The 21,913-nt window shown below is 73.0% G+C and carries 21 protein-coding genes; 9 read left to right on the top strand and 12 right to left on the bottom strand.

The annotated features are described in order from the left end of the window. The first annotated feature begins 116 nt into the window (after positions 1-116). Complete coding sequence (locus OG435_RS28495) at positions 117-3,407, top strand: tetratricopeptide repeat protein (protein WP_266880792.1); 3,291 nt, start codon at positions 117-119, stop codon at positions 3,405-3,407. Positions 3,408-3,475: 68 nt separating this feature from the next. Here the strand turns inward: OG435_RS28495 and OG435_RS28490 are convergent, their stop codons facing one another. Further along, positions 3,476-3,712 carry a hypothetical protein gene (locus tag OG435_RS28490; RefSeq protein ID WP_266880791.1) on the bottom strand — a complete coding sequence of 79 codons (237 nt, stop codon included), beginning with the start codon at positions 3,710-3,712 and terminating at the stop codon, positions 3,476-3,478. A gap of 2 nt (positions 3,713-3,714) precedes the next feature. After that, positions 3,715-4,596: a mycothiol conjugate amidase Mca gene (gene mca / locus OG435_RS28485; protein ID WP_266880790.1), complete on the bottom strand. Its 882-nt coding sequence runs from the start codon at positions 4,594-4,596 to the stop codon at positions 3,715-3,717. Positions 4,597-4,715: 119 nt separating this feature from the next. Here mca and OG435_RS28480 point away from each other — a divergent pair, with 119 nt between their 5' ends. Continuing rightward, complete coding sequence (locus tag OG435_RS28480) at positions 4,716-5,129, top strand: DUF4307 domain-containing protein (RefSeq protein WP_266880789.1); 414 nt, start codon at positions 4,716-4,718, stop codon at positions 5,127-5,129. A gap of 174 nt (positions 5,130-5,303) precedes the next feature. After that, complete coding sequence (gene greA, locus OG435_RS28475; protein WP_250751585.1) at positions 5,304-5,801, top strand: transcription elongation factor GreA; 498 nt, start codon at positions 5,304-5,306, stop codon at positions 5,799-5,801. A gap of 73 nt (positions 5,802-5,874) precedes the next feature. Here the strand turns inward: greA and OG435_RS28470 are convergent, their stop codons facing one another. The 3 genes from OG435_RS28470 to ilvA all read right to left on the bottom strand — a co-directional run bounded on the left by OG435_RS28470 (position 5,875) and on the right by ilvA (position 9,173). Further along, positions 5,875-6,726: an ABC transporter permease gene (locus tag OG435_RS28470; RefSeq protein ID WP_266880788.1), complete on the bottom strand. Its 852-nt coding sequence runs from the start codon at positions 6,724-6,726 to the stop codon at positions 5,875-5,877. Then, positions 6,723-7,763 carry an ATP-binding cassette domain-containing protein gene (locus OG435_RS28465; RefSeq protein ID WP_266880787.1) on the bottom strand — a complete coding sequence of 347 codons (1,041 nt, stop codon included), beginning with the start codon at positions 7,761-7,763 and terminating at the stop codon, positions 6,723-6,725. Before OG435_RS28465 ends, OG435_RS28470 begins: the two co-directional genes overlap by 4 nt. 177 nt (positions 7,764-7,940) lie before the next feature. Continuing rightward, complete coding sequence (gene ilvA, locus OG435_RS28460) at positions 7,941-9,173, bottom strand: threonine ammonia-lyase (RefSeq protein ID WP_266880786.1); 1,233 nt, start codon at positions 9,171-9,173, stop codon at positions 7,941-7,943. Positions 9,174-9,437: 264 nt separating this feature from the next. On the opposite strand from ilvA, the gene OG435_RS28455 reads away from it, so the two are divergent. The 3 genes from OG435_RS28455 to OG435_RS28445 all read left to right on the top strand — a co-directional run bounded on the left by OG435_RS28455 (position 9,438) and on the right by OG435_RS28445 (position 10,778). Next, the gene (locus OG435_RS28455; RefSeq protein WP_266882149.1) at positions 9,438-9,971 is read left to right on the top strand and encodes a MarR family winged helix-turn-helix transcriptional regulator; all 534 of its coding nucleotides are present in this window, start codon (positions 9,438-9,440) and stop codon (positions 9,969-9,971) included. A 73-nt stretch (positions 9,972-10,044) separates the two neighbouring features. Beyond that, a complete protein-coding gene (locus tag OG435_RS28450; protein ID WP_266880785.1) occupies positions 10,045-10,539 on the top strand; it encodes a sigma factor-like helix-turn-helix DNA-binding protein in 495 nt (164 codons plus the stop codon). Continuing rightward, positions 10,536-10,778, top strand: a complete 243-nt coding sequence (locus tag OG435_RS28445) for a hypothetical protein (RefSeq protein WP_266880784.1) — start codon at positions 10,536-10,538, stop codon at positions 10,776-10,778. The genes OG435_RS28450 and OG435_RS28445 overlap by 4 nt, the downstream gene beginning before the upstream one ends. A gap of 43 nt (positions 10,779-10,821) precedes the next feature. Here OG435_RS28445 and OG435_RS28440 read toward each other — a convergent pair whose 3' ends face one another. Further along, positions 10,822-11,979, bottom strand: coding sequence for a cystathionine gamma-synthase (locus OG435_RS28440; RefSeq protein ID WP_266880783.1), 1,158 nt, complete (start codon positions 11,977-11,979; stop codon positions 10,822-10,824). Positions 11,980-12,116: 137 nt separating this feature from the next. Here OG435_RS28440 and OG435_RS28435 point away from each other — a divergent pair, with 137 nt between their 5' ends. Together OG435_RS28435 and msrA are read left to right on the top strand one after the other, a co-directional pair. Continuing rightward, on the top strand, positions 12,117-13,223 hold the full coding sequence (locus tag OG435_RS28435) for a hypothetical protein (protein ID WP_266880782.1): 1,107 nt from the start codon (positions 12,117-12,119) through the stop codon (positions 13,221-13,223). A gap of 129 nt (positions 13,224-13,352) precedes the next feature. Further along, a complete protein-coding gene (msrA, locus tag OG435_RS28430; protein WP_266880781.1) occupies positions 13,353-14,018 on the top strand; it encodes a peptide-methionine (S)-S-oxide reductase MsrA in 666 nt (221 codons plus the stop codon). Positions 14,019-14,092: 74 nt separating this feature from the next. Here the strand turns inward: msrA and OG435_RS28425 are convergent, their stop codons facing one another. Both OG435_RS28425 and OG435_RS28420 read right to left on the bottom strand, forming a co-directional pair. Further along, the gene (locus tag OG435_RS28425) at positions 14,093-16,291 is read right to left on the bottom strand and encodes a sulfatase-like hydrolase/transferase (protein ID WP_266880780.1); all 2,199 of its coding nucleotides are present in this window, start codon (positions 16,289-16,291) and stop codon (positions 14,093-14,095) included. Between the two features lie 167 nt (positions 16,292-16,458). Further along, complete coding sequence (locus OG435_RS28420) at positions 16,459-17,505, bottom strand: NAD(P)-dependent alcohol dehydrogenase (protein WP_266880779.1); 1,047 nt, start codon at positions 17,503-17,505, stop codon at positions 16,459-16,461. 314 nt (positions 17,506-17,819) lie between these two features. Between OG435_RS28420 and OG435_RS28415 the strand changes: the two genes are divergently transcribed. Continuing rightward, positions 17,820-18,722: a helix-turn-helix transcriptional regulator gene (locus OG435_RS28415; RefSeq protein WP_266880778.1), complete on the top strand. Its 903-nt coding sequence runs from the start codon at positions 17,820-17,822 to the stop codon at positions 18,720-18,722. Positions 18,723-18,753: 31 nt separating this feature from the next. On the opposite strand, the gene OG435_RS28410 is transcribed toward OG435_RS28415, so the two are convergent. From OG435_RS28410 to OG435_RS28395, 4 genes are all read right to left on the bottom strand, one after another. Next, on the bottom strand, positions 18,754-19,158 hold the full coding sequence (locus tag OG435_RS28410; RefSeq protein WP_266880777.1) for a GNAT family N-acetyltransferase: 405 nt from the start codon (positions 19,156-19,158) through the stop codon (positions 18,754-18,756). Continuing rightward, positions 19,053-19,577 carry a GNAT family N-acetyltransferase gene (locus OG435_RS28405; protein WP_266880776.1) on the bottom strand — a complete coding sequence of 175 codons (525 nt, stop codon included), beginning with the start codon at positions 19,575-19,577 and terminating at the stop codon, positions 19,053-19,055. The genes OG435_RS28410 and OG435_RS28405 overlap by 106 nt, the downstream gene beginning before the upstream one ends. Before the next feature lie 33 nt (positions 19,578-19,610). Next, the gene (locus OG435_RS28400; RefSeq protein WP_266880775.1) at positions 19,611-20,288 is read right to left on the bottom strand and encodes an ABC transporter ATP-binding protein; all 678 of its coding nucleotides are present in this window, start codon (positions 20,286-20,288) and stop codon (positions 19,611-19,613) included. 86 nt (positions 20,289-20,374) lie between these two features. Beyond that, positions 20,375-21,856: an ABC transporter permease gene (locus OG435_RS28395; RefSeq protein ID WP_266880774.1), complete on the bottom strand. Its 1,482-nt coding sequence runs from the start codon at positions 21,854-21,856 to the stop codon at positions 20,375-20,377. Between the last annotated feature and the right edge of the window lie 57 nt (positions 21,857-21,913).

Below are 21,913 nucleotides of genomic sequence, written 5' to 3'. Positions count from 1 at the left end.
ATAAACGACCGGTTGCGCTCCAACTCCCTCTGAACTAGCTCAGATTCTCTCGCGCTCACGCCCGTCCCGACGGACACTTGTGGCACGGTGCCGGAGCTCTCTGAGGGGGATTGCCGATGCGGGACAGTCATCGCGGTGAGGCCGAGCGGTTGCTGGGGCGGGCCGTGGAGGAGGAGTCCCGGCGGGGAGCTGGTGGGGCGGCCGGCACCCCGGAGGCCAAGGCGGCGCTGCTGGAGCGGGGCAGGCAGGCGCTGGACTCGCTCGCGGCGAGTGCGGCCACCGAGTACGAGGCGTACGTGCGGGCGCTGGACGAGGCGGCCGCCGGGGAGCAGTCGCTCGGCGAGGCCTTCCGGCGGGCGAACACCTCGACGGCGTTGCTGGTCACCGGGGTCGCGGCCGCTGCCGCGGTGGTGGCGGACCTGGCCTTCAGCGTGGCGGTCGGTACCGCGCTGACCGCCGGCGCCGTCGTGGGCGTGGCCGGGGCGACGGCGACTGTGGTCAAGGTGACGGCCCTGCACCTGCCCGCGGCGAACCGGCGGGCCGGGGAGGCGGGCCGCCCGGGCGGGGCGGAGCAGCTCAAGCTGAAGTGGCTGTCGGCGCTGGAGGTGCGCGGGATACGCCCCTTCCTGGAGCAGCAGCGCAAGGTGGCGGCGGCGCTGCACACCCCTCCCAAGGCGGTGAACGGCAACAACGTCTCCGCCCTTCCGCTGCGCGGGGCCAATCGCAGTGCCGAGGCCCGGCGGCGGGCCATGCTGGAGCAGTCCTTCGGACAACTCCCGGCGCTGGACGGTGCGTTCGTCGGGCGGCGGGCCGAGCTGGCCCGCATCACGCAGTGGGTGCACAGCGCCCGGGCGAGCACCGAGACGCGCCCGGTGGTCGTGGTGCTGCACGGGGAGCCCGGGGTGGGCCGGACCACGCTCGCGCTGCACGCCGCGCAGGCGCTGCGGGACCAGTTCCGGGGTGCCTGCGTGGTGAACCTGCGCGGCGGAGGTACCTCGGAGAGCCCGCTGCCGACGCGCGAGGCGCTGCTGCACCTGATGAACCGGCTCGGTGCGCCGCGCGAGCAGCTGCTGTTCCGTGAGGGTTCGTCGGCGGAGCAACAGGTGCGCAGGTTGGGCGACTTGTACCACCAGCACGTGAAGGGCACGCCGGTGGCGGTGGTGCTGGACGATGCCGTGGACGCCGCGCAGGTACGGATGCTCGTGCCCGAGCGGTCCGAGAGCCTGGTCCTGGTCACGGCCCGGGAGCCGCTGGAGCTGCCCGCGGAGCTGGCGGCCTGGGTGTACCAGTTGCCGGTGACCCGGCTGGCGGAGGAGGCGGGCGCGGAGCTGGTCCGGGCGGCGGTGGCGGACCCGACGGTGGCGGACCCGACGACAGCCGACCCGACGGCAGCCGGGGGCCCGAAGCCGGCGGAGGCCGCCACAGGGGCGCTGCTCGCGCTCGGTGCCGGTCTGCCGCTGGCGTTGCGCGTACTGGCCCCCCTCGGGGCCGTCGGCGAGTCCCCCGGGGCCCGGGGCGGCGTCCAGGGCAGCCACCGGGGCGGCTCCCTGGACGCCGCCCTGGACCTGGCCTACGCGGCCCTGCCCGAGGAGCGGCGCCGGCTGCTGCGCCGACTGACGCTGGCCGGGCGGGCCTCGCTCGGGGCGGCGGCCGCGGCGGCGCTGATCGACGCGGACCAGGTGGAGGCCGGGCGGCTGCTGCGCGAGCTGGCGCGGGCGGGGTTGCTGGACCACGTACGCGGGGACCGGTTCCGGATGCACGACGCGGTACGCGCGTACGCGGCCGCGCGCCTGGCCCAGGACGAGGACCGGGCCGATGCCGCGGCGGCGCACGAGCGGCTGATCCGTACGTACGCGCAGCTCGCGGACTCGGTGATCCGGATGGTCGACGGGAAGATGTCGACGCGGGCGAACGCCCTGTCCAAGGCGAGCACGGTCGGCGGGCACGGTTTCGCCTCCCTGGACGCGGCGCTGCGCTGGCTGGACGACGAGTCGAGCTTCATCACGGCGGCGCTGCGGCACTCGGAGGGCGTGGACCAGCAGGCGGTGCTGGACCTGCTGGGCGCGCTCTGCGACTTCTGCCTGCTGCGCGGTGACCTGTACCGGCTCGGTGAGATCAACGAGCTGACGCAGGCCGTCGACCAGGGTCTGCTGGTGCGCTCGGTGCAGTGGCGTACGGGTATCGCGGCCCGCCAGCTCGGCGAGCTGGACAAGTCGCGCACCACGCTGACCTCGCTGGTCGACCAGTACAAGGAGGCCCGGCAGGAGGCGGGCGCGGGCATGGCCCTGGTCTCGCTGGGCATCACCCTGCACCACCAGGGCAACCTGCCCGAGGCCTCGGCCCGCATCCGCGAGGCCCTGGTGCTCCAGGCTCCGGACGAGCTGGCGGGCGACCGGGCGTGGGGCCTGCACGCACTGGGCGCGGTGGAGCGCGACCGTGCGCACCTCGCGGAGGCGCTGCGACTGCTGCGCGAGTCGCTGGTCCTGCACCGGGAGAGCGAGAGCGTGCACGGCGAGGCCTGGGCGCACCTGCAGCTGGGCCAGGTGTACCTGCGGCTGGGCGAAGTACCGCGCGCCGAGGCGGAGCTGCGCCTGGCGCTGGAGCTGTACGGGCGCACGCGCGACGACCGCGGCCAGGCGTGGGCGCTGACCCAGCTGGGCCGGGCCCGGGTGGTCGACGGGGATCCGGGGCCGGCGCTGGACCGGCTGCGGGACGCGCTGGCCCGGCACCGGGAGTCGGAGGACGCGCGCGGCGAGGCGTGGACGCTGTACTACCTCGGGCAGGCGCTGGAGGAGGCCGGGGAGCGGGACCGGGCGGTGCGGGAGCTGGAGCGGGCGCGCACGATGTTCTCCCGGATGCGGGACGTGTACGGGCTGGCGCACGCCCGCCACCACTCGGGCCGGGTCACGCGCGACCAGCGGGCGGCGCAGACGGGGAACCTGCGGAACTCCGGGTTCGCCCGCCAGCTGCTGGTGGACGCCCGGGCGGACTTCCGCCGCATCGGGCTGGCCCACGGGGAGGCGTGGACCTGTCTGGAGCTGGCGGTGGTGGACGCGGGGAACGGGCGGATCGCGCAGGCGGTGGACCTGTGCGAGGAGGCGGTGCGGCTGTTCATCTCCTACGGGGACCGGCGCGGGGAGGACTGGGCGCGGTTCCTGCGCTGCACGCTCCTGCCGTACGCGATCCCGGCGGCCCCGGACGAGGCGCGGACGGAGCTGGCGCGGCTGGCGGCGGCCCCGCATCCGATGCGGGACGGGCGGCTGGAGGACTGCCTGGAGTCCTACACGGTGATCCTGGCGCGCGGGGTGGACCCGTCGGAGGGCTGGCAGGCGTGGCGGCTGTCGCTCGTACCGAACCTGCACTCGCGGGAGATCATGGGCGTCCCGGTACCGCTGCCTTCGGTGTAGGGCGCGCGGAGACCCGCCGTCCGGCCGCGCAGGGCGGCCGGACGGCGGTCACCGGACGGGTACGGCCCCTACGGGGCGCGCGTGCCCTCCGTAGTAGACGAAGCCGAAGCCGGTACGGGCTCCGGGGCTTCCTTGAAGTCGACGCGGCCCATGTGGCGGCTCATCGACTTCATCAGGCCCCACACCCCGAGGGCGAGGGCCGCGAACACGATGAATCCGAGGATGCCCGGGGTCACCTTGTTCTTGTCGAAGGTGTCGCCGGCCAGCGGGAGGAGCTGGGCGATTGCTTCGTGCGTAGCGCTCATAGCTACGCATTCTCCCGGATGCCCGCGAAGAGGTCGGACTCGGGGAGGGAAGTGTCCACGAGGGACTTCGCGAGCTCGTACTCCTCCGTCGGCCAGACCTCCTTCTGGATCTCCATCGGGACGCGGAACCAGCCGCCGTCGGGGTCGATCTGCGTGGCGTGGGCGATGAGGGCCTTGTCACGGATCTCGTAGAAGTCGGCGCAGGGCACGTGGGTGGTCAGGGTCCGCTCCTTGCGCTCGAACTCCTTCCACCGCTCCAGCCACTCGCCGTACGGGGATTCCAGGCCGCGGGCGAGCAGCGCCTCGTGCAGGGCGATGGTGCGCGGCTTGTTGAAGCCCTGGTTGTAGTAGAGCTTCTGCGGCTGGTACGCCGGGCCGAACTCGGCCTCGGGGTACTTCTCGGTGTCGGCCGCGTGATCGAAGGCCACCATCGAGATCTTGTGGGTCATGATGTGGTCGGGGTGCGGGTAGCCCCCGTTCTCGTCGTACGTGGTGATGGCCTGCGGCCGGAAGGCGCGGATCTTCTTCACCAGGCGGCCGGCGGCCTCGTCGACGTCCACCAGGGCGAAGCAGCCCTCGGGCAGGGGCGGCAGCGGGTCGCCCTCGGGCAGTCCGGAGTCGACGTATCCCAGCCATTCCTGGTCGACGCCGAGGATCTCGCGCGCCTCGTCCATCTCCTTGGCGCGCACCTCGTGGATGTTCTCCTCGATGTACTTGTCGCCCTGGAGCTTGGGGTTCAGGACGGAGCCGCGCTCGCCGCCCGTGCAGGTCACGACCAGCACGGACACCCCCTCGGACACGTACTTGGCCATGGTGGCCGCGCCCTTGCTCGACTCGTCGTCGGGGTGGGCGTGGACGGCCATCAGTCGAAGCTGCTCGGTCAAGACAGGATCCTCTTTGAGTCGTCAGGGCGGGCGCTCCTATAGTGACCGAATCGGAGGGTGGAAAAATTCCGGGGGCACCCCGGGATCCCGGTGTTCGCCCACCTCGAAGGGAACGATCGATGAGCGCGGTGCGCGAGGACCTGCCCGAGGGCCGCTACGGCCGGTCGGCGGACGAGCGTGCCGACCGCAAGCTCAAGGTCGTCGGGTCGGTCCTGGGGGTCGCCCTGCTGGGTGTGGTCGGCTGGATCGGCTGGGACTACGTGGCCGGGCAGAGCGTCAGCGCCGAGCTGATCAAGTACAAGGTCGTCTCCGACTCCGCGGTCGAGGTGCACCTGGAGGTGCGCAAGGAGGCCTCGGTGACCGGTGTGTGCACGCTGAGCTCGCAGGACGAGGCGCACGGCGAGGTCGGCCGGGCCGATTTCACGTTCGCACAGAAGAGCGGGCGCGTGGACGAGATGGTGACGCTGAAGACCACCGGCCGGGCCACGATGATCGAAATCATCGGCTGCCGCGCGGCCGGCTCCGCGAACTGACCCGAGGCGTGCCCTGGGGGGGGTGCCCTGAGCCGTCCCCGGGGCGTGCTCCGCGACGTGACCTGACGCAGTTCACACACCTGGCGTCCTCCCCCTTTTCTTCCCGAATTGTTAGGCTCGTGGTTTCGTCCGCCGCTGGCGGCTTTGTAGTCCCTGTACCGACGAGGAGCACCCGTGACCCAGACGAGCGAGAGCGTCACCTGGCTGACCCAGGCGGCGTACGACCAGCTGAAGGCCGAGCTGGAGTACCTCTCTGGTCCCGCACGGTCGGAGATCACGATCAAGATCGCGGCGGCCCGTGAGGAGGGCGACCTCCGTGAGAACGGCGGTTACCACGCGGCCAAGGAGGAGCAGGGCAAGCAGGAGCTGCGCATCCGCCAGCTCACGCAGCTCCTGGAGAAGGCCAAGGTCGGCACGGCCCCCGCCTCCGAGGGCGAGGTGGCCCCGGGCACCCTGGTCAAGATCGCCTTCGACGGTGACGAGAGCGACACCATGGAGTTCCTGCTGGCCTCGCGCGAGTACGCGTCCTCGGACTTCGAGACCTACTCCCCGCAGTCCCCGCTGGGCTCCGGCGTGCTGGGCAAGAAGATCGGCGAGGACGCCCAGTACGAGCTGCCGAACGGCAAGCAGGCGTCGGTCAAGATCCTCGACGTCAAGCCCTTCACCGGCTGATCACCCCCCTTTCTTTTCAGCACGAAGCCCCGCCGAGCCGCTGCTCGGCGGGGCTTCGTGCTGAGGGCGATGGCTACGCCGTCGCCGAGCGGTACTTGCGTACGGCGAGGGTGCGGAACACCGCGATGATCACCACGGACCAGAGCAGCGAGGCCCAGACCGGGTGCGTCATCGGCCAGGCGTCCGAGGGTGACACGCCCGGGTTGCCGAACAGTTCCCGGCAGGCCTGGACGGTCGCGCTGAACGGGTTCCACTCCGCGATGGGCTGCAGCCAGCCCGCCATGTTCTCGGTGGGCACGAACGCGTTGGAGATGAAGGTGACCGGGAACAGCCAGATCAGCCCGCCCGAGGTGGCCGCCTCCGGGGTCCGCACCGACAGGCCGATCAGCGCGCCGATCCAGGAGAAGGCGTAGCCCAGGAGCAGCAGCAGGAGGAAGCCCGCCAGTGCCTTCGGTACGCCCTCGTGGATGCGCCAGCCCACCAGGAGCGCCACGATCGCCAGGACGACCATGGTCAGGGCGGTCTGGACGAGGTCGGCCAGGGTGCGGCCGGTGAGGACCGCGCCGCGGGCCATCGGCAGCGACCGGAAGCGGTCGATCAGGCCCTTGTGCATGTCGTCGGCGATGCCCGCGCCGGCTCCGGCGGTGGCGAAGGTGACGGTCTGCGCGAAGATGCCGGCCATCAGGAAGTTCCGGTAGTCGCTGGCGCTGGTGGAGCCGCCGATCATCATCGAGCCGCCGAAGACGTAGCTGAACAGCACGACGAACATGATCGGCTGGATCAGCCCGAAGATGACCATCTCGGGGATCCGGGACATCCGGATCAGGTTGCGCTTGGCCATGACCAGGGAGTCGTTGATCCCCTGGACGATGCCGCCGCGCGGGCGGGGCGCCGCCAGCTCCGGGGTCGTGGAGGTGAGGGTCACTTCGCCACCTCCTTACGGTCCTTGCGGCTGCCCGCCGACTTCGCGCCCTTCGCCGACTTCGCGTCGGCGGGCGCCTCTGCGTTCTCCTCGGCGGTGAGCTCCGCCGCGTGGCCGGTCAGGGAGATGAACACGTCGTCCAGGGTGGGACGGCGCAGGCCGATGTCGTCGATCTCGATGCCGCGCCCGTCGAGTTCACGGATGACCTCGGCGAGCAGCTTGGCGCCGCCGGAGACCGGCACGGTCAGCTTGCGGGTGTGCTCCTCGACGGTGGTCTCGCCCTTGCCGAAGCCGGCGAGCACCTCGCGGGCCGTGGCGATGTGGTCCCGCTCGTGCACGACGACCTCGACGCGCTCGCCGCCCGTCTGGGCCTTGAGCTGGTCGGAGGTGCCGCGCGCGATGACCCTGCCGTGGTCGACGACGCAGATGTCGTGCGCGAGGTGGTCTGCCTCCTCCAGGTACTGGGTGGTGAGGAGGAGGGTGGTGCCGCCGGCGACGAGTTCCTGGATGATCCCCCACAGCTGCTGGCGGTTGCGCGGGTCGAGGCCGGTGGTGGGCTCGTCCATGAACATCACGGGCGGGCTGACGACGAGGGCCGCGGCGAGGTCGAGGCGCCTGCGCATGCCGCCGGAGTACGTCTTGGCGGTGCGGTCGGCGGCGTCGCCGAGGTTGAAGCGCTCCAGCAGTTCGGTGGCCCGGGCCTTGGCCGCCTTGGCGCCCATCTGGTAGAGCTGGCCGACCATCTGGAGGTTTTCCCGGCCGGTGAGGTATTCGTCGACGGCGGCGAACTGGCCGGAGAGGCCGATCGAGCGCCGGACTTCGTTGGGGTGTTTGAGGACGTCGATCCCGGCCACGACCGCCTTGCCGCTGTCGGGCTGGAGGAGGGTGGTCAGGACGCGGACGGTCGTCGTCTTGCCCGCGCCGTTGGGGCCGAGCAGGCCGAGGACCGTGCCTTCGGGTACATCGAGGTCAACGCCGTCCAGAGCCCGTACGTCGCCGAAGGTCTTGACCAGACCTTCGGCGTAGATGGCGCCTGGCATATGGGTGCTCCCAGTGCGAATCGAACCGGTTGAATCGTGACATTCCTACGCGAATCCTATGGGCGCCGAGCCGACCTCGCTCGGCCGAACGGGCGACACCGTATCGCGTCATATCGCGTCTCGCCACCGGATCGGGGAGTGTCATCCCGGGGGTGCCGCCCCGAGGGGGTGAGCGCGCTAGCTCATCACCGTGTACCCCGCGCCGTGCAGCGCCCGCGCGACGTCCGCGCAGTGCTTCGGCCCCTTCGTCTCCAGGTGCAGCTCCACCTCCACCTCCGTGAGCCCCAGGCGCGGATCGGTCCGCACGTGGCTCACGTCCAACACGTTCGCATCCACCACTGACAACTCCCCCAGCAGACCGGCCAGGGCCCCCGGCCGGTCGGTCACCCGCAGCCGCAGCGACAGGTAGCGGCCGGCGGCCGCCATGCCGTGGCGCAGGATCCGCTGCAGGAGCAGCGGATCGATGTTGCCGCCGGACAGCACGGCCACCACCGGGCCGTCCCCGTACCGTTCGGGCTCGCTCAGCAGGGCGGCCACCGGGCTGCACCCGGCCGGCTCGACCACCATCTTCGCCCGTTCCAGGCAGAGCAACAGCGCGCTGGAGAGCGCGTCTTCGGACACCGTACGGACGTCGTCGAGCAGCTCGCCAATGATTTTGAAGGGGATGTCGCCGGGCCGGCCCACCTTGATGCCGTCCGCCATCGTGTTCGGGTTGTCGATGGACACCGGGTGCCCGACCTTGAGCGAGGGCGGGTACGCGGCCGCGCCCGCCGCCTGGACCCCGATCACCCGGACGTCGGGGCGCAGCGCCTTCACCGCGACCGCCATCCCGGCGGCGAGCCCGCCGCCGCCGATGCCGACCAGGATCGTGCGCACCTCGGGGCACTGCTCCAGGATCTCCAGGCCGACCGTGCCCTGGCCCGCGATGATGTCGCGGTGGTCGAAGGGGTGGATGAACACCGCGCCCGTGCGGTCCGCGTACTCCTGGGCCGCGGCCAGCGTCTCGTCCACGACCTGCCCGTGCATCCGCACCTCGGCCCCGTAGTCCTGGGTCGCGGCCACCTTCGGCAGGGGCGCCCCGACCGGCATGAACACGGTCGAGCGGACCCCGAGGAGGGAGGAGGCCAGGGCCACGCCCTGGGCGTGGTTGCCCGCGCTGGCGGCGACGACCCCGGCGGCCCGCTGCTCGGGGCGCAGGCCCGCGATGCGCACGTACGCCCCGCGCAGCTTGAAGGAGCCGGTGCGCTGGAGGTTCTCGCACTTGAAGTGGACCGGGGAGCCGGTGAGGCTGGAGAGGTACCGGCTGCCCTCCATCGCGGTCACCCGGGAGACGCCGGAGAGCATCTTCTGGGCCCCCCGGATGTCGTCGAGGATGACCTGCGGGACGGGCTGCGGCACGCGGTAGTTCATACGGCCAGTCTCGCAGCCGGCCCGTCGCGCGCTCCGCCGTGCTGGGCGGGACGGGTGAGCGCGGCGGGTGCGCCCGGGTACACAGCCAGTGCGGGAGCCGGGCGGGCGGCGCGCCGGAGCGGCGATATCTCGCCATGCGGGACGGCTCGTAGTCGCCGTTTCACCGCTGCCGTATCAGTTCTTGTACGAGGCGTACGAGCCGTCGCACGGCCGCGTACTCTGTCCCCCATCCTTGTCGGCCCCATGCGAAGAGAGCCCACGGCCATGCCCTCCACCCCGGCCAGTTCCGACCTGCCCGCGCCGGCCGGCGCGCCCGCCGAAGCCGGACTCCTCGACGCGCTCCAGCACCAGGTGGCGGTCTTCGCCCGGCGCGCCGAGCAGACCCGCCTGGGCGGGGTCGGCCAGGCCCGCAACTCCATGGACCGGGCCGCCTACCTGCTGCTGAACCGGCTCGACCTGGAAGGCCCGATGGGCGTGAAGGCGCTCGCCGGCGGCATGGGCATCGACTCCTCCACGGTCACCCGCCAGGTCGCCCCGCTCGTCGACAGCGGCCTGGTCAAGCGGACCTCGCACCCCGAGGACGGCCGGGCCGTGGTGCTCGCGCTGTCCCCGCGCGGGCTGGCGCGGCTGGAGGAGGTCCGCTCCTCGCGGCGCGAGCTGATGGCCCGGGTGACGGACGGCTGGGAGGCGGAGGAGCGCGAGGCGTTCACCGGTCTGCTGACCCGTTTCAACGTCTCGCTGTCCGAGCTGATGTCGGCCGGCGCCGAGCCCGGGTCCGAGGCCGGCCCCGCCTCCTGACACCGGGCCCGCCCGGGCCCGACTGGCTCCCGACCCCTTCCGAGGCGGTCCCTCCGGCCGCACTATGTGGACTGTGGACCACGGGCCGGGCCCCTACGCGGAGTTCGAGGCCTTCGTCGCGGGCGCGGCGGGGCGGCTCCTGCGCGTCGCGATCCTGCTGACGGCGGAGCCCGCGACGCCCGCGGCCGAAGCTTCGGCCACCGCCGGAGCACCCGCCGCGCGCGCACTGCTCGCCACCGCGCTGGCCCGTACGTACGCGAACTGGCGCAGGCTGCGCGGGGACGACCCGTACGACCACACCCGCCAGGAGCTGTGCGCCGCCTTCGCCCACACCGGCCGCCGCCACCACGGGGGCAGCGGGGTGCTGGGCCGGCTGACCCCGCTGGAGCGGCTCGTCGTGGTGCTGCGGCTCTACGAAGGGGTCGCGGAGGAGGTCACGGCCGCGCAGCTGGGGCTGACGCCCGAGCGGGTGCGGACCCTGTGCGACCGGGCCGTCGCCCGGCTGCGCGCGGCCCCCGCGGCCACCACCGGGTCAGGGCCGGACCCTCGACACCGGGAGGCGGCGTGAACCGCCCCGAGCCCGGCGAAGCCCAGGTCAGGCGGCTTCTGGAGGGGCCTTACCCGGCGGTGCCGCCCGATCTCGCGGCGGGCGCGGCCGCGCGCGGCGACCGGCTGCTGCGCCGCCGCAGGGCCCTGCGACGGGCCGGCTGGGCCCTGCTGTGGGCGGCGGTGGTGGCCTTCGTGGTGTGGGCCTCGCTGACCGGCGCCTGGTCGACGCCTTCGGCCGAGGTCTCCCCGCCCTGGTGAACGGGGACGGGGAGATCCCGTACGGCTTGCTCCTGCCGGTCGGCTAGCCCAGCGCCTGCGCGAGGTCGGCCAGCAGATCGTCGGCGTTCTCGATGCCGACCGACAGGCGGACCAGGTCGCCCGGGACCTCCAGGGCCGAGCCGGCCACCGAGGCGTGGGTCATGCGGCCCGGGTGCTCGATGAGGGACTCGACGCCGCCGAGGGACTCGCCCAGGGTGAAGATCTTGGTCCGGCCGCAGAGCGCGACGGCCTCCTCCTCGCCACCGGTGACCCGGAAGGAGATCATGCCGCCGAAGTTGCGCATCTGCTTGGCGGCGATCTCGTGGCCCGGGTGCTCGGGCAGGCCCGGGTAGAGGACCGTGTGCACCTTGGGGTGACGGACCAGCATCTCGGCGATCTTGCCCGCGTTCTCCGCGTGCCGGTCCATGCGGACGGCCAGGGTCTTGATGCCGCGCAGCACCAGCCACGAGTCGAAGGGCCCCGCCACCGCGCCCATGGCGTTCTGGTGGTAGGCCAGTTCCTCGCCCAGGGCCGCGTCGGCGGCGACGAGCGCACCGCCCACGACGTCGGAGTGACCGCCCATGTATTTGGTCAGCGAGTGCACGACCACGTCCGCGCCGAGCGCGAGGGGCTGCTGCAGGTAGGGGGACGCGAAGGTGTTGTCCACGACCAGCTTGGCGCCGGCCGTCCGCGCGATGTCGGCGACGACGGCGATGTCCGTGATGCCGAGCAGCGGGTTGGAGGGGGTCTCGACCCAGATGGCCTTGGTCTTCGGGGTGATCGCCGCGCGCACCGAAGCCGGGTCGGAGGTGTCGGCGACCGACCACTCGACGCCCCAGCGGGAGACGACCTTCGCGAAGAGGCGGAAGGTGCCGCCGTAGGCGTCGTTCGGGATGACCACGTGGTCGCCCGGGGAGAGCAGCGTACGCAGCAGGCAGTCCTCGGCGGCGAGCCCGGACGCGAAGGCGAGGCCGCGCCGGCCGCCCTCCAGCGCCGCGAGGTTCTCCTCCAGTGCGGTACGGGTCGGGTTGCCGCTGCGGCTGTACTCGTAACCGCCGCGCAGTCCGCCGACGCCGTCCTGCTTGTACGTGGACACCTGGTAGATCGGGGGCACGACCGCGCCGGTCAGGGGGTCCGCCGTATTGCCCGCGTGGATGGCACGGGTCTCGAAGCTCTGGTGCTCGTGGCTGTCGTCGCTCATGGCTCGATGCTATGCCCCGTCCGACCCCGCCGCGGCCCCGCCCCGGGGCGTGCGGGGGCACGTGCCCGACGGTCCCCTCCCCCGGTCTCTTTGCCTCCTATTGGCTTTCGGACGGGTCGGTCTGGTTCGCTGGGGTCATGGAGATTCTGTGGTTCCTGCTCGCGATGGGTCTGCTCTTCGCCGCCCTCTCACCGATCCTGCGGCGCAGGCGCGGCGGACTGCGCCTGGTCGAGCCCGGGAGCCCGGACGCCGCCGACCCGGCGGCCTACGGATTCGCCCTGCAGGAGGAGCTCGACGTCCGGATCCCCGGCCCCGACCAGGACCTGATGGACGCCCTCGACCACGTGCGGCGCACCGGGCAGTGGCAGGCCGCCTCCCAGCTGCTGGCCGGCACCCCCCGGGAGGGCGAGGTGCGCTGGCAGCGCGTGCAGGCCTTCGCCGGCTCGGCGGCGCTGGAGCTCTCCCAGGAGCCCGGGGCCGGGGCCGCGTGGCTGAAGGCGTGGCGGCTGGAGGCGCCGAAGGACGCGGCCGGTGCGCAGGTGCACGCCGAGCTGCTGGCGCAGCAGATGTGGCGGCGTCCGGAGGGCATGAGCGAGGCCGACGTACGGATCATCGCGGAGGAGGCCCGGGAGTCCTGCCACAAGGCCGCGCTGCTGGCCCCGGGCGACCCGGTGCCGTACATCATCGAGCTGTCCGTGGCTCGCATGCTGCACTACTCCGAGCCCGAGTACGACGCCCTGTGGGCGAAGATCATCGACCGGGCGCCCCAGCACATGGGCGCGCACCTGGCGGCGCTGAACTACTGGTGCGAGAAGTGGCACGGCTCCCGGGAGAAGGCCGACGCCTTCACCCACCACGCGGCGGCCCGTGCCCCGCGGGGCTCCCTGCTGGCGGCGCTGCCGCTCTTCGCGCTCTACGAGCACGTCCCGGACGTGGTCCTGATCCGCAGCTTCCACCAGAGCGCGTCCGTGACCCGGGCGGTGGAGGGCGCGCTGTACGCGGTGCACAGCGCGCGTCCCGACGACCCGATGCTGGCGCACGTGCGCCACCTGCTCATCCTCTTCCTGGTCGGCGGGGAGCGCTGGGCGGAGGCGATGGACCAGATCCGCCACGTCGACGGCTACGTCGGCGCCCTCCCCTGGTCCGCCGACCCGGACCCGGCCGCCTCGTACGCGATCTACCGCGCCCTGGCGGTGGCCGGCTACGAGGCCAACGGCGGCTCCCCGGCGACGCTCCCGCACTGACTCCTTCCCGACGCGCCCCTCGCACCGCTGCGCGGGCTTCGGGCCGCTGCGCCGGACTCCGTCCGGCGACGGCCCGGGGAATCCCGGCCCCCCGTCCGCCGTTGCCGGTAGACCACAAGGAGGGAATCCATGTTCTCGTACCGCCGCACGCCCGAGCTCCCCACCCGCGAGGAAGCCCTGACCGGCCGCGCGGAGCCGCTCTTCGGTCTGCCCGCCGTGCACACCGTGCTCGGCAACCCCCTCGCGGGCCCGTACCCCGCCCATCTGGAGGTCGCGGACTTCGGCCTCGGCTGTTTCTGGGGCGCCGAGCGCAAGTTCTGGCAGACCCCGGGGGTGTGGACCACCCTGGCCGGCTACCAGGGCGGGTTCACCGAGAACCCGACCTACGAAGAGGTCTGCTCGGGCGGCACCGGCCACACCGAGGTGGTCCGGGTCGTCTTCGACCCGACGCTGGTCTCCTACGAAGCCCTGCTGAAGCTCTTCTGGGAGTCCCACGACCCCACCCAGGGCTTCCGCCAGGGCAACGACGTGGGCACCCAGTACCGCTCGGCGGTCTACACCCACTCCCCCGCCGCCCAGGCCACCGCCGAAGCCTCCCGCGAGGCCTACCAGCGCGTCCTGACCGCCGCCGGCCACGGCACGATCGCCACGGCCGTCCTCCCGGCGTCGGAGCGCCCCTTCTGGCCCGCAGAGGCGTACCACCAGCAGTACCTGGACAAGAACCCCGGCGGCTACTGCGGCATCGGCGGCACGGGCGTCTCCTGCCCGATCGGCGTGGCCCGCGCCGACGGCTGACCGGCACCACGACCGGAGCCCCGGACCCCCGCCGCGTGCGGGGGTCCGGGGCTCCCTTCATTCCGGGGCCGCCGTCAGACCACCGTCACCCGCGCCGACGCCCACGAGGTGTGGTCGAAGGCCGAGTTGGCGTTGGCGTCCTCCACCACCAGGTGGAGGAGGCGGATGCCGCGGACGTCCACGTCGAGGGCCGTGGGGCCCGAGGCGCCGGTCAGGGTGCCCGTCGTGGCGAGGATCCGGCCGTCGCCGCGCACGGTCGCGCGGGTGGCTCCGGACGCCGACTGCTTCTTCGAGAAGTCGTCGATGCCGACCAGGGCCGTGAAGCGGTTCCCGCGGCCGCCCAGGTGGTAGACGATCTCCGACGGGGCGTGCACGCCGAGGCCCTTCGCGTGACTGACCCCGCCGAAGGCGATCGGGGTGCCGTCGCCCGCCGCCTGCTTGCCGTTGGAGCGGTCGATCTCCACCGGGCCCCAGCCGTTGGCCGCCGAGACCCAGGGAAGGTCGCTGAGGTAGCTGTCCCGCGTGGGCGGGGCCGGCAGCGGGGCGTACGGGGTCCGCGCGGTGAAGGCGGAGCCGCCCGCCGTGGCCGACGCCGTGAGGGTGGCGGGCCCGGCCCCCTGCGGGACGGTCAGGGTCCACACCGTCGTCAGGGACGCTCCCGGGGCAAGGGAGGCGGCCGTGGCGGGGCCCGCCGGGGTCGCGGTCCAGCCCGCCGGGACGTCCAGCGACACCCGGGCGTCCGCCCAGGGGCGGGCCGTGCCGTTGGCCAGGGTGGTGGTGAGCGATCCGGCGGAGGGGTCGGCGGTCGTGGTCAGGCCCCAGGGGCGGCGTACGTAGGTGTCCGCCCAGGAGGCGCGCAGCGCGGCGGTGAGGGAGGCCACCACCGACGGGTTCGCCGCCGCCACGTCGCGCTGCTCGGCGAGGTCCGCCGTGAGGTCGTAGAGCTCGAACCGCCACTGCGCGTCCGGTACGGTCCGGTCCCGCGCCGGCGCGAACCGTACGGCCTTCCACCGGTCCTTGCGGATGGCCTCCGCGACCTGCTTCGCCCGGCCGCCGTCCTGCGCGTTGGCCCGGCTCGTGACGCCCTGCTCGTCCCGGTACCAGTACAGGTGGTCGTGGACCGGGGCGAGAGCCGGGGCGCCGTTCAGGACGGGGGCCGCCGAGAGCCCGTCGATGTCGGAGGGGGCCGGGGCGCCGCCCGCCAGGTCGGCGAGGGTGGGCAGGAGGTCGTAGAGCGGGGTGGGGCGGGCGCTGGTGGTGCCGGCGGCGATCCGGCCCGGGGACCAGGCGACGAGGGGGACGCGGACGCCGCCCTCGTACAGGTTGCGCTTGTAGCCGCGCAGCGGGCCGTTGGCGTCGAAGAGGTCCGGGTTCACCCCGCCCTCCTCGTGCGGGCCGTTGTCGGAGGCCACCAGGACGACCGTGCGCTCGGCGACGCCCCGCGCCTTCAGCCGGTCCACGACCGCGCCGACCTGCGCGTCGAGGAGGCTGATCTGCGCCGCGTGCGCTTTGTTCGCCTGAGTCCAGGGCTGGGAGGCGTAGGCGCTCGCGTCGGGGATCTCGCTCGGGGCGTGCGGGAGGTTCGGGGTGAGGAAGAGCAGGAAGGGGGCGGGGCCGGCGGCGTGGGCGTCGATGAAGCCGAGGGCGCGCGCGGCGATCGCGTCGGGGGCGAAGGTGCCCGTCGGGACGGTCTCCTTGGCGTTGCCGTTCCAGAGGTACGCCGGGTAGTACTGGTGGGCGTGCCCGTGGTCGATGTATCCGTAGAACTCCTCGAAGCCGCGCGCGGACGGGTGGCTCGGCTGGTCCCCGGCCTCGGGTCCGAAGCCCCACTTGCCGAAGAGGCCCGTACGGTACCCGCGTGCCCGGAGCACCTCCGCGAAGGTGGTGTCGCCCGCTCCGAGGCTGCCCTGGCCGCCGCTGGAGGGGTTGGCCCGGACGGCGGCGTGGCCGGTGTGCAGGCCGGTCAGCAGCGCGGCGCGGGAGGGCGCGCAGACGGCGGCCGCGGCGTAGGCGTCGGTGAACCGGAGCCCCTCGGCGGCCAGTTGGTCGATGCGCGGGGTGGTGATCAGCTTCTGGCCGTACGCGCCCAGGTCGCCGTAGCCCAGATCGTCGGCCAGGATCACCACGAGGTTCGGCGGCCCCTCGGCCCCGGCCTCCGCCCCCGCCGGGGTCCCGGCGGCGGCCGCCCGCGCCGGCTGGACGGCCTGCGGGAGGGCCGCGAGGCCTACGGCGGCGGCCGCGGACCCCGCGAGGAAATGGCGGCGGCTGGACATCTCGAACTCCCCGGTGGCAGAAGGCTGATGGGAAGATCGTCCGCGCGGACGGCCGCCGGGACCATGCACGGGGCATGAAAAGCGTGTGACGGCAGGCGTGCGACGGCAGGCGTGCGACGGCGGCCCCCGGGGTGACGTGCACCCGGGGGGCCGCCGTCAGGCGCCGGTCAGATGGTCGAGGTGTCGATGACGAAGCGGTAGCGGACGTCGCCCGACTGGACGCGCACGTAGGCCTCGTTGACCTCCTCGGCACGGATCACCTCGATGTCCGAACCGAGCCCGTGCTCGGCGCAGAAGTCGAGCATCTCCTGCGTCTCGGCGATCCCGCCGATCGCCGAGCCGGCCAGCGTCCTGCGGCCGCCGATGAGGGAGAACAGGTTCAGCGAGACCGGCTCCTCCGGGGCGCCGACGTTCACCAGGGCCCCGTCCACCTTGAGCAGGCCCAGGTAGGCGTCGAGCGCGAGCGGCGCGGAGACGGTGGACACGATCAGGTCGAAGCGGCCGGCCAGCTCCTTGAAGGTGGCCTCGTCGTTCGTGGCGTAGAAGTGGTCGGCGCCCAGCTTGAGCCCGTCCTCCTGCTTGCGCAGGGTCTGGGATAGGACGGTGACCTCGGCGCCGAGCGCGTGGGCGATCTTGACACCCATGTGGCCGAGGCCGCCGAGGCCGACGATCGCGACCTGCTTGCCGGGGCCGGCCTGCCAGTGCTTGAGCGGCGAGTAGAGGGTGATGCCGGCGCACAGCAGCGGGGCGGCGATGTCGAGGGGGAGGGCGTCGGGGATGCGGACGGTGTAGTTCTCGTCGACGACGACGTGCGTGGAGTAACCGCCGTACGTGGGCTCGCCGTTCTTGTCGAGGGCGTTGTACGTGCCGGTCATGCCCTTGGCGCAGTACTGCTCTTGCCCGGCGAGGCACTGCTCGCACTCGCGGCAGGAGTCGACGAAGCAGCCGACGCCGACCCGGTCGCCGACCGCGAACTTGGTGACCCCGGGGCCGACCTCGGTGACGACACCGGCGATCTCGTGGCCCGGGACCATGGGGTAGATGCCCTCGCCCCAGCCGTCGGTGACCTGGTGGATGTCGGAGTGGCAGATGCCGGCGAACTTGATGTCGATGAGGACGTCGTGCGCGCCGACCGGACGGCGCGGGACGGTGATGCGCTCCAGCGGGGCCTTGGGCGCGGGAGCGGCGTAGGCGGCGACCTGGGTGACGGACACGATGGGGCTCCTCGGAAGACTGCGGTACGGGGACCTGCGGTGCGGACCTGGTGTGCGGTGCTGCGGGTGCGGGCCTTGCCGTACGGGAGTGCCGTACAGGCCCGCTGTACGGGCCCGAGGTACGGGACCGCCGTACGAGGCCCAGGTAGGGGACCTCCGTGCAGACCGCCCTGCCGGGCCGCTGTGTGTTCACAGCCTGCACCTCCCCGCCCCGGACACCCATCCCCCTGCCCTGCCTAGGTCTGGCGGACCTACCCTTGGCGGGGTCAGGCTCGCTCCCCCGCTCCGCGCGCCCGCGCGGCGATACTGGGGTAATGGACCACCTTGATCAGCGAGCCGAGCTCGGCGAGTTCCTGCGCTCCCGGCGCGCCCGGCTGCGGCCCGAGGACGTGGGCCTGCCCGACTACGGGCGCCACCGCCGGGTCCCCGGCCTGCGCCGCGAGGAGCTGGCGCAGCTGGCCGGGGTGTCGGTCGCGTACTACACCCGCCTGGAGCAGGGGCACGGCCAGAACGTGTCGGCGGAGATCCTCGACGCCATCGCGCGGGCCCTGCGCCTGGACGGTACGGAGCGTGCGCACCTGAGCCACCTGGCCGGCCCCAAGCCCCGCAAGCGCCGCCAGACCCCGCGCCCCCAGCAGGTCAGGCCGGAGCTGCGGACGCTGCTGGACGCGATGGACGGCGTACCGGCGTACCTGGTCGGGCGGCGCCAGGACGTCATAGGCTGGAACCCGCTGGCCGCGGCCGTCTTCGGTGACTTCGGAGCCTTCCCCGCGCAGGAACGCAATCTGGTGCGGCTGGTCTTCCTGGACCCGGCGACGGCGGAGCTGTACGCGGACTGGGAATGCCGGGCGTGCGAGGTGGTGAGCAACCTGCGCGTGTACGCCGGACAGTTCCCCGACGACGAGCAGCTGTCCGCGCTGGTCGGCGAACTGTCCGTGAAGAACGAGGAGTTCCGCCGGCTGTGGGCGGCCCACACGGTGGCCGACAACAAGATCCACGGCGTCAAGCGGCTGCGCCATCCGCTGGTCGGCGAGCTCCGGCTCTCCTTCGAGACGCTGGCCCTCCCGGACGACCCGGCGCAGTTCCTGGTCACCTACCACGCGGCCCCGGGCTCCCCCTCGGCCGACGCCCTCAGCCTCCTCGCCTCCTGGTCGGCGTCCCCGGCCGCCCCGGGCCGGAAGCACGCCCCCGGCCCCGTCGGGGAATCCGCCCCGTAGCGCCCCGCAGCGCGGCGTCCCCCGGCCGGAGCTACAGCTTCAGCTGGAAGTACCCGACCCCGCGCTCGCGCCGGTACCCCAGGGCCTCGTTGACCGCGAGCATCGGGGTGTTGTCGTCCGCCACCGAGGTGACGACGGTGCGCAGGGCCGGGTGGCGGGTCGCCGCCTCGGCGAGCATGCGGAGCTTGACCGCGCGGCCGAGGCCGTGGCCCGGGTGGGCCGGGACGACCACGGTGTCGTACTGGAGCGCGCGCGGGCCCGCCGGGTCGGTCAGGACCCGTTCCGTGTAGGCCGCCACCTCGCCGTCCGGGGTGACGGCGGCGACCGTGGTCAGGGCGCCTCCCTGGTCCAGGATCCTGCGGTGGGCCGCGTGCAGCCGCTCCGCCGTCCAGGTCTGGATCTGCTGGTCCAGCTCCCCCGACGGCGCGTCCTCCATGCCATCGACAGGACGTTCTCGAAGCCCACGGACTCCACGAACGCCTGCCCCGGACCGCCCAGGTCCACCTCCGCCGACACCGAGGTACGGCCGTTCGCGAGCAGCTCCTCGCGGACCCGCGCCCACAGGGCCGTTCCCACACCGCGCCGCCGCGCGTCCGGCCGTACGGTCAGCTCCGCCAGGTGCGCGGTGTGGTCGTTGGCCCCGTCGGTGAAGAGGACCAGCGAGGCGACCGCCTCCTCCGTCGCCCAGTGCACCGAGCGCCCCCGCGCCGAGGGCACCCGGAGCGCTCCGGCCACCTCCGTCCGGGAGGGCGGCGGAGTCCCCGGCAGGTCTGCCGTCCTGGCCGCTGCCAGGACGGCCCACCAGTGGTCGACTTCGGGGTCCGTCGGGGGCACGGAGAGTGCGGTGATCATCATGTTCCGGACCCTAAACCTGAGGGCGCGGAGCGCTCAGGCGTTTTCGGTGACGGTCACCTTCCCCCGGCGGATGGTCGCCACCCGCGGGGCCCGCTTCGCGAGCGCGCTGTCGTGGGTGACCATGACGAAGGTCAGGCCGTGTTCCTTCCAGAGCCCTTCGAGCAGTTCCATGACCTCGTCGCGCATGGACTCGTCGAGGTTGCCGGTGGGCTCGTCGGCCAGCAGCACCTTGGGCCGCTTGACCAGCGCCCGCGCGATGGCCACGCGCTGCTGCTGACCGCCTGACATCTCCCCGGGCAGGTGCCCCATCCGCTCGCCGAGTCCTACGGAGTCCAGCGCCTCGGCGGCCCGGTCACGCCGCTCGCGGGCCTTCAGCCCGAGCGGGACGAGGGCCGTCTCCACGTTCTCCTGGGCGGTGAGCGTGGGAATCAGGTTGAAGGACTGGAACACGAAGCCGATGCTCTCCGCGCGGACCCGGGTGAGGCGGGATTCGGAGACGGTGGCGAGGTCGAGTCCGTCGAGGACGATCTGTCCCGCCGTCGGGCGGTCGAGGGCGCCGAGCATCTGGAGCAAGGTGGACTTGCCGCCGCCGGTGGGGCCCTGGATGACGAGCCGGCCGCCGTCCTCGATGGTCAGGTCGACGCCGGCGAGCGCGTCGATGGATTCCTTGCCGCGCTGGTAGCGCTTGGTGACACCGGTGAGTTGGTACATCTCTGGTTCGTTCCCTCGGGGTTGCGGGGCGGTGGGACGGGCGGGGATGCGGGGCCGCGGGGGCGGACCGGCGGCGGGGGCGGGGGCTATTCGACGCGGCGCAGGGCGTCCGCCGGCCGCAGCCGGGAGGCGCGCCAGCCGCCGAAGCCGCCCGCGATCAGTCCGCCCGCGACCGCGAGGGCGACGGCCAGGCCGATGGTGGAGACCGAGACGGGTGCGGTGAGCGCGATGTCGAGGGCCTTGCCGGCGCTCTGCTGCGCGGAGCGCATCATCCCGCCGCCGCCCCCGCCCGGGCCCTGACCCCGGCCGGCGCCACCCGCGAGCTGCGCGGTCAGCTGCGGGCTGATCGCGGTGATGGCGTACGCGGCCGCGAGCCCGAGGCCGATGCCCAGTGCGCCGCCGATGAGCCCGTTGACCAGGGCCTCGCCGACGACCTGTCCGGTGACGCGGCCGCTCTTCCAGCCGAGCGCCTTGAGCGTGCCGAACTCGCGGACGCGCCGGGACACGGCCGAGGAGGTCAGCAGGCCGGCGACGAGGAAGGCGGCGAGGAGGACGGCGTACGAGAGCCACGTGCCGACGGTGGAGGCGAGCGAGGCGGCGGTGGAGAGCGAACCGGAGACGGTGTCGGCCAGGTCGGCCGAGGTGGTGACGGTGGTGTCCGGGACGTTCTTCTGGATGGCCTGCTTGACGGAGCCGATCGCCTGGGAGTCCTTCGCCTGGACGTAGACCGTGGTGATCTTGCCCGGGGTCGCGGCGAGGGTCTGGGCCTGCTTGAGCGGGAGGTAGACGTTGGCGGCCGCGTCGCCGCTGTCGGCGGTGGCGATCCCGATCACCTTGAACTTCGTTCCCTTGACGGTGACTTCGGAGCCGACGGCGAGCTTGTTCTTGGTGGCGTGGGCGCTGTCGACGACGGCGACGGCCGCGTCGCTCTCACCCGCCGCGAAGGTGCGGCCCGAGGTGATCCTGGAGGTGGTGAGCGGGCCCAGCTCGGGGTGGGCGACGTCCGCGCCGTAGACGGAGAAGGAGTTGACGTCGAAGTCGGCGCCGCCGCCCTCGACCGTACCGCCCTGGCCGCCGCCCGTGGCGCCCGGCTTGGTGGCGGCTCCGCCGCCCGTCTGGCCCTCCGCGCGCTTGAACTCGCCGCGCTTGAACTGCCCGTTGACCTTCATCACCTGGAGGCTGAGGCCGCCGACGGCCTGCGCGACCCCGGCCTGGCCGGACACCTTGTCCACGGTCGAGGCGTCGAGGGTCTGGAAGCCCTGGGGCATCACGAGGTCGCTGCTCTGCTCGGCCCCGGCGTTCGCGTCGCCCTCGCCCTGCGCGTCGAACCTGAACCGGGGCCGGGCCGTGGTGTCTCCCTCGGCCGGCGGGGTCTGGGCCTTGGTCACGGTCATGTCCGTGCCGAGGCCGTAGAGCGACTGGAGGACCTTGCCCTGGGCCTGTGTCATGCCCGCCGAGACGGAGGTGACGACGATGACGAGGGCGATGCCCAGGGCGAGCCCGGAGGCGACGACGAGCGCCGCCTTCCTGCGGCGGCGCAGCTCGCGCCGGAGGTAGGTGAAGAACATGCGGCCGAAGCTAGGCAGCACCCGTGACGGCCGGATAAGGCGTCCATAAGAGCCGGA

Source organism: Streptomyces sp. NBC_01264 (assembly GCF_026340675.1).
Lineage (GTDB): Bacteria > Actinomycetota > Actinomycetes > Streptomycetales > Streptomycetaceae > Streptomyces.
Note: the sequence above shows the minus strand (reverse complement) of the source record. Positions and strands in the feature narration are given on the sequence as shown.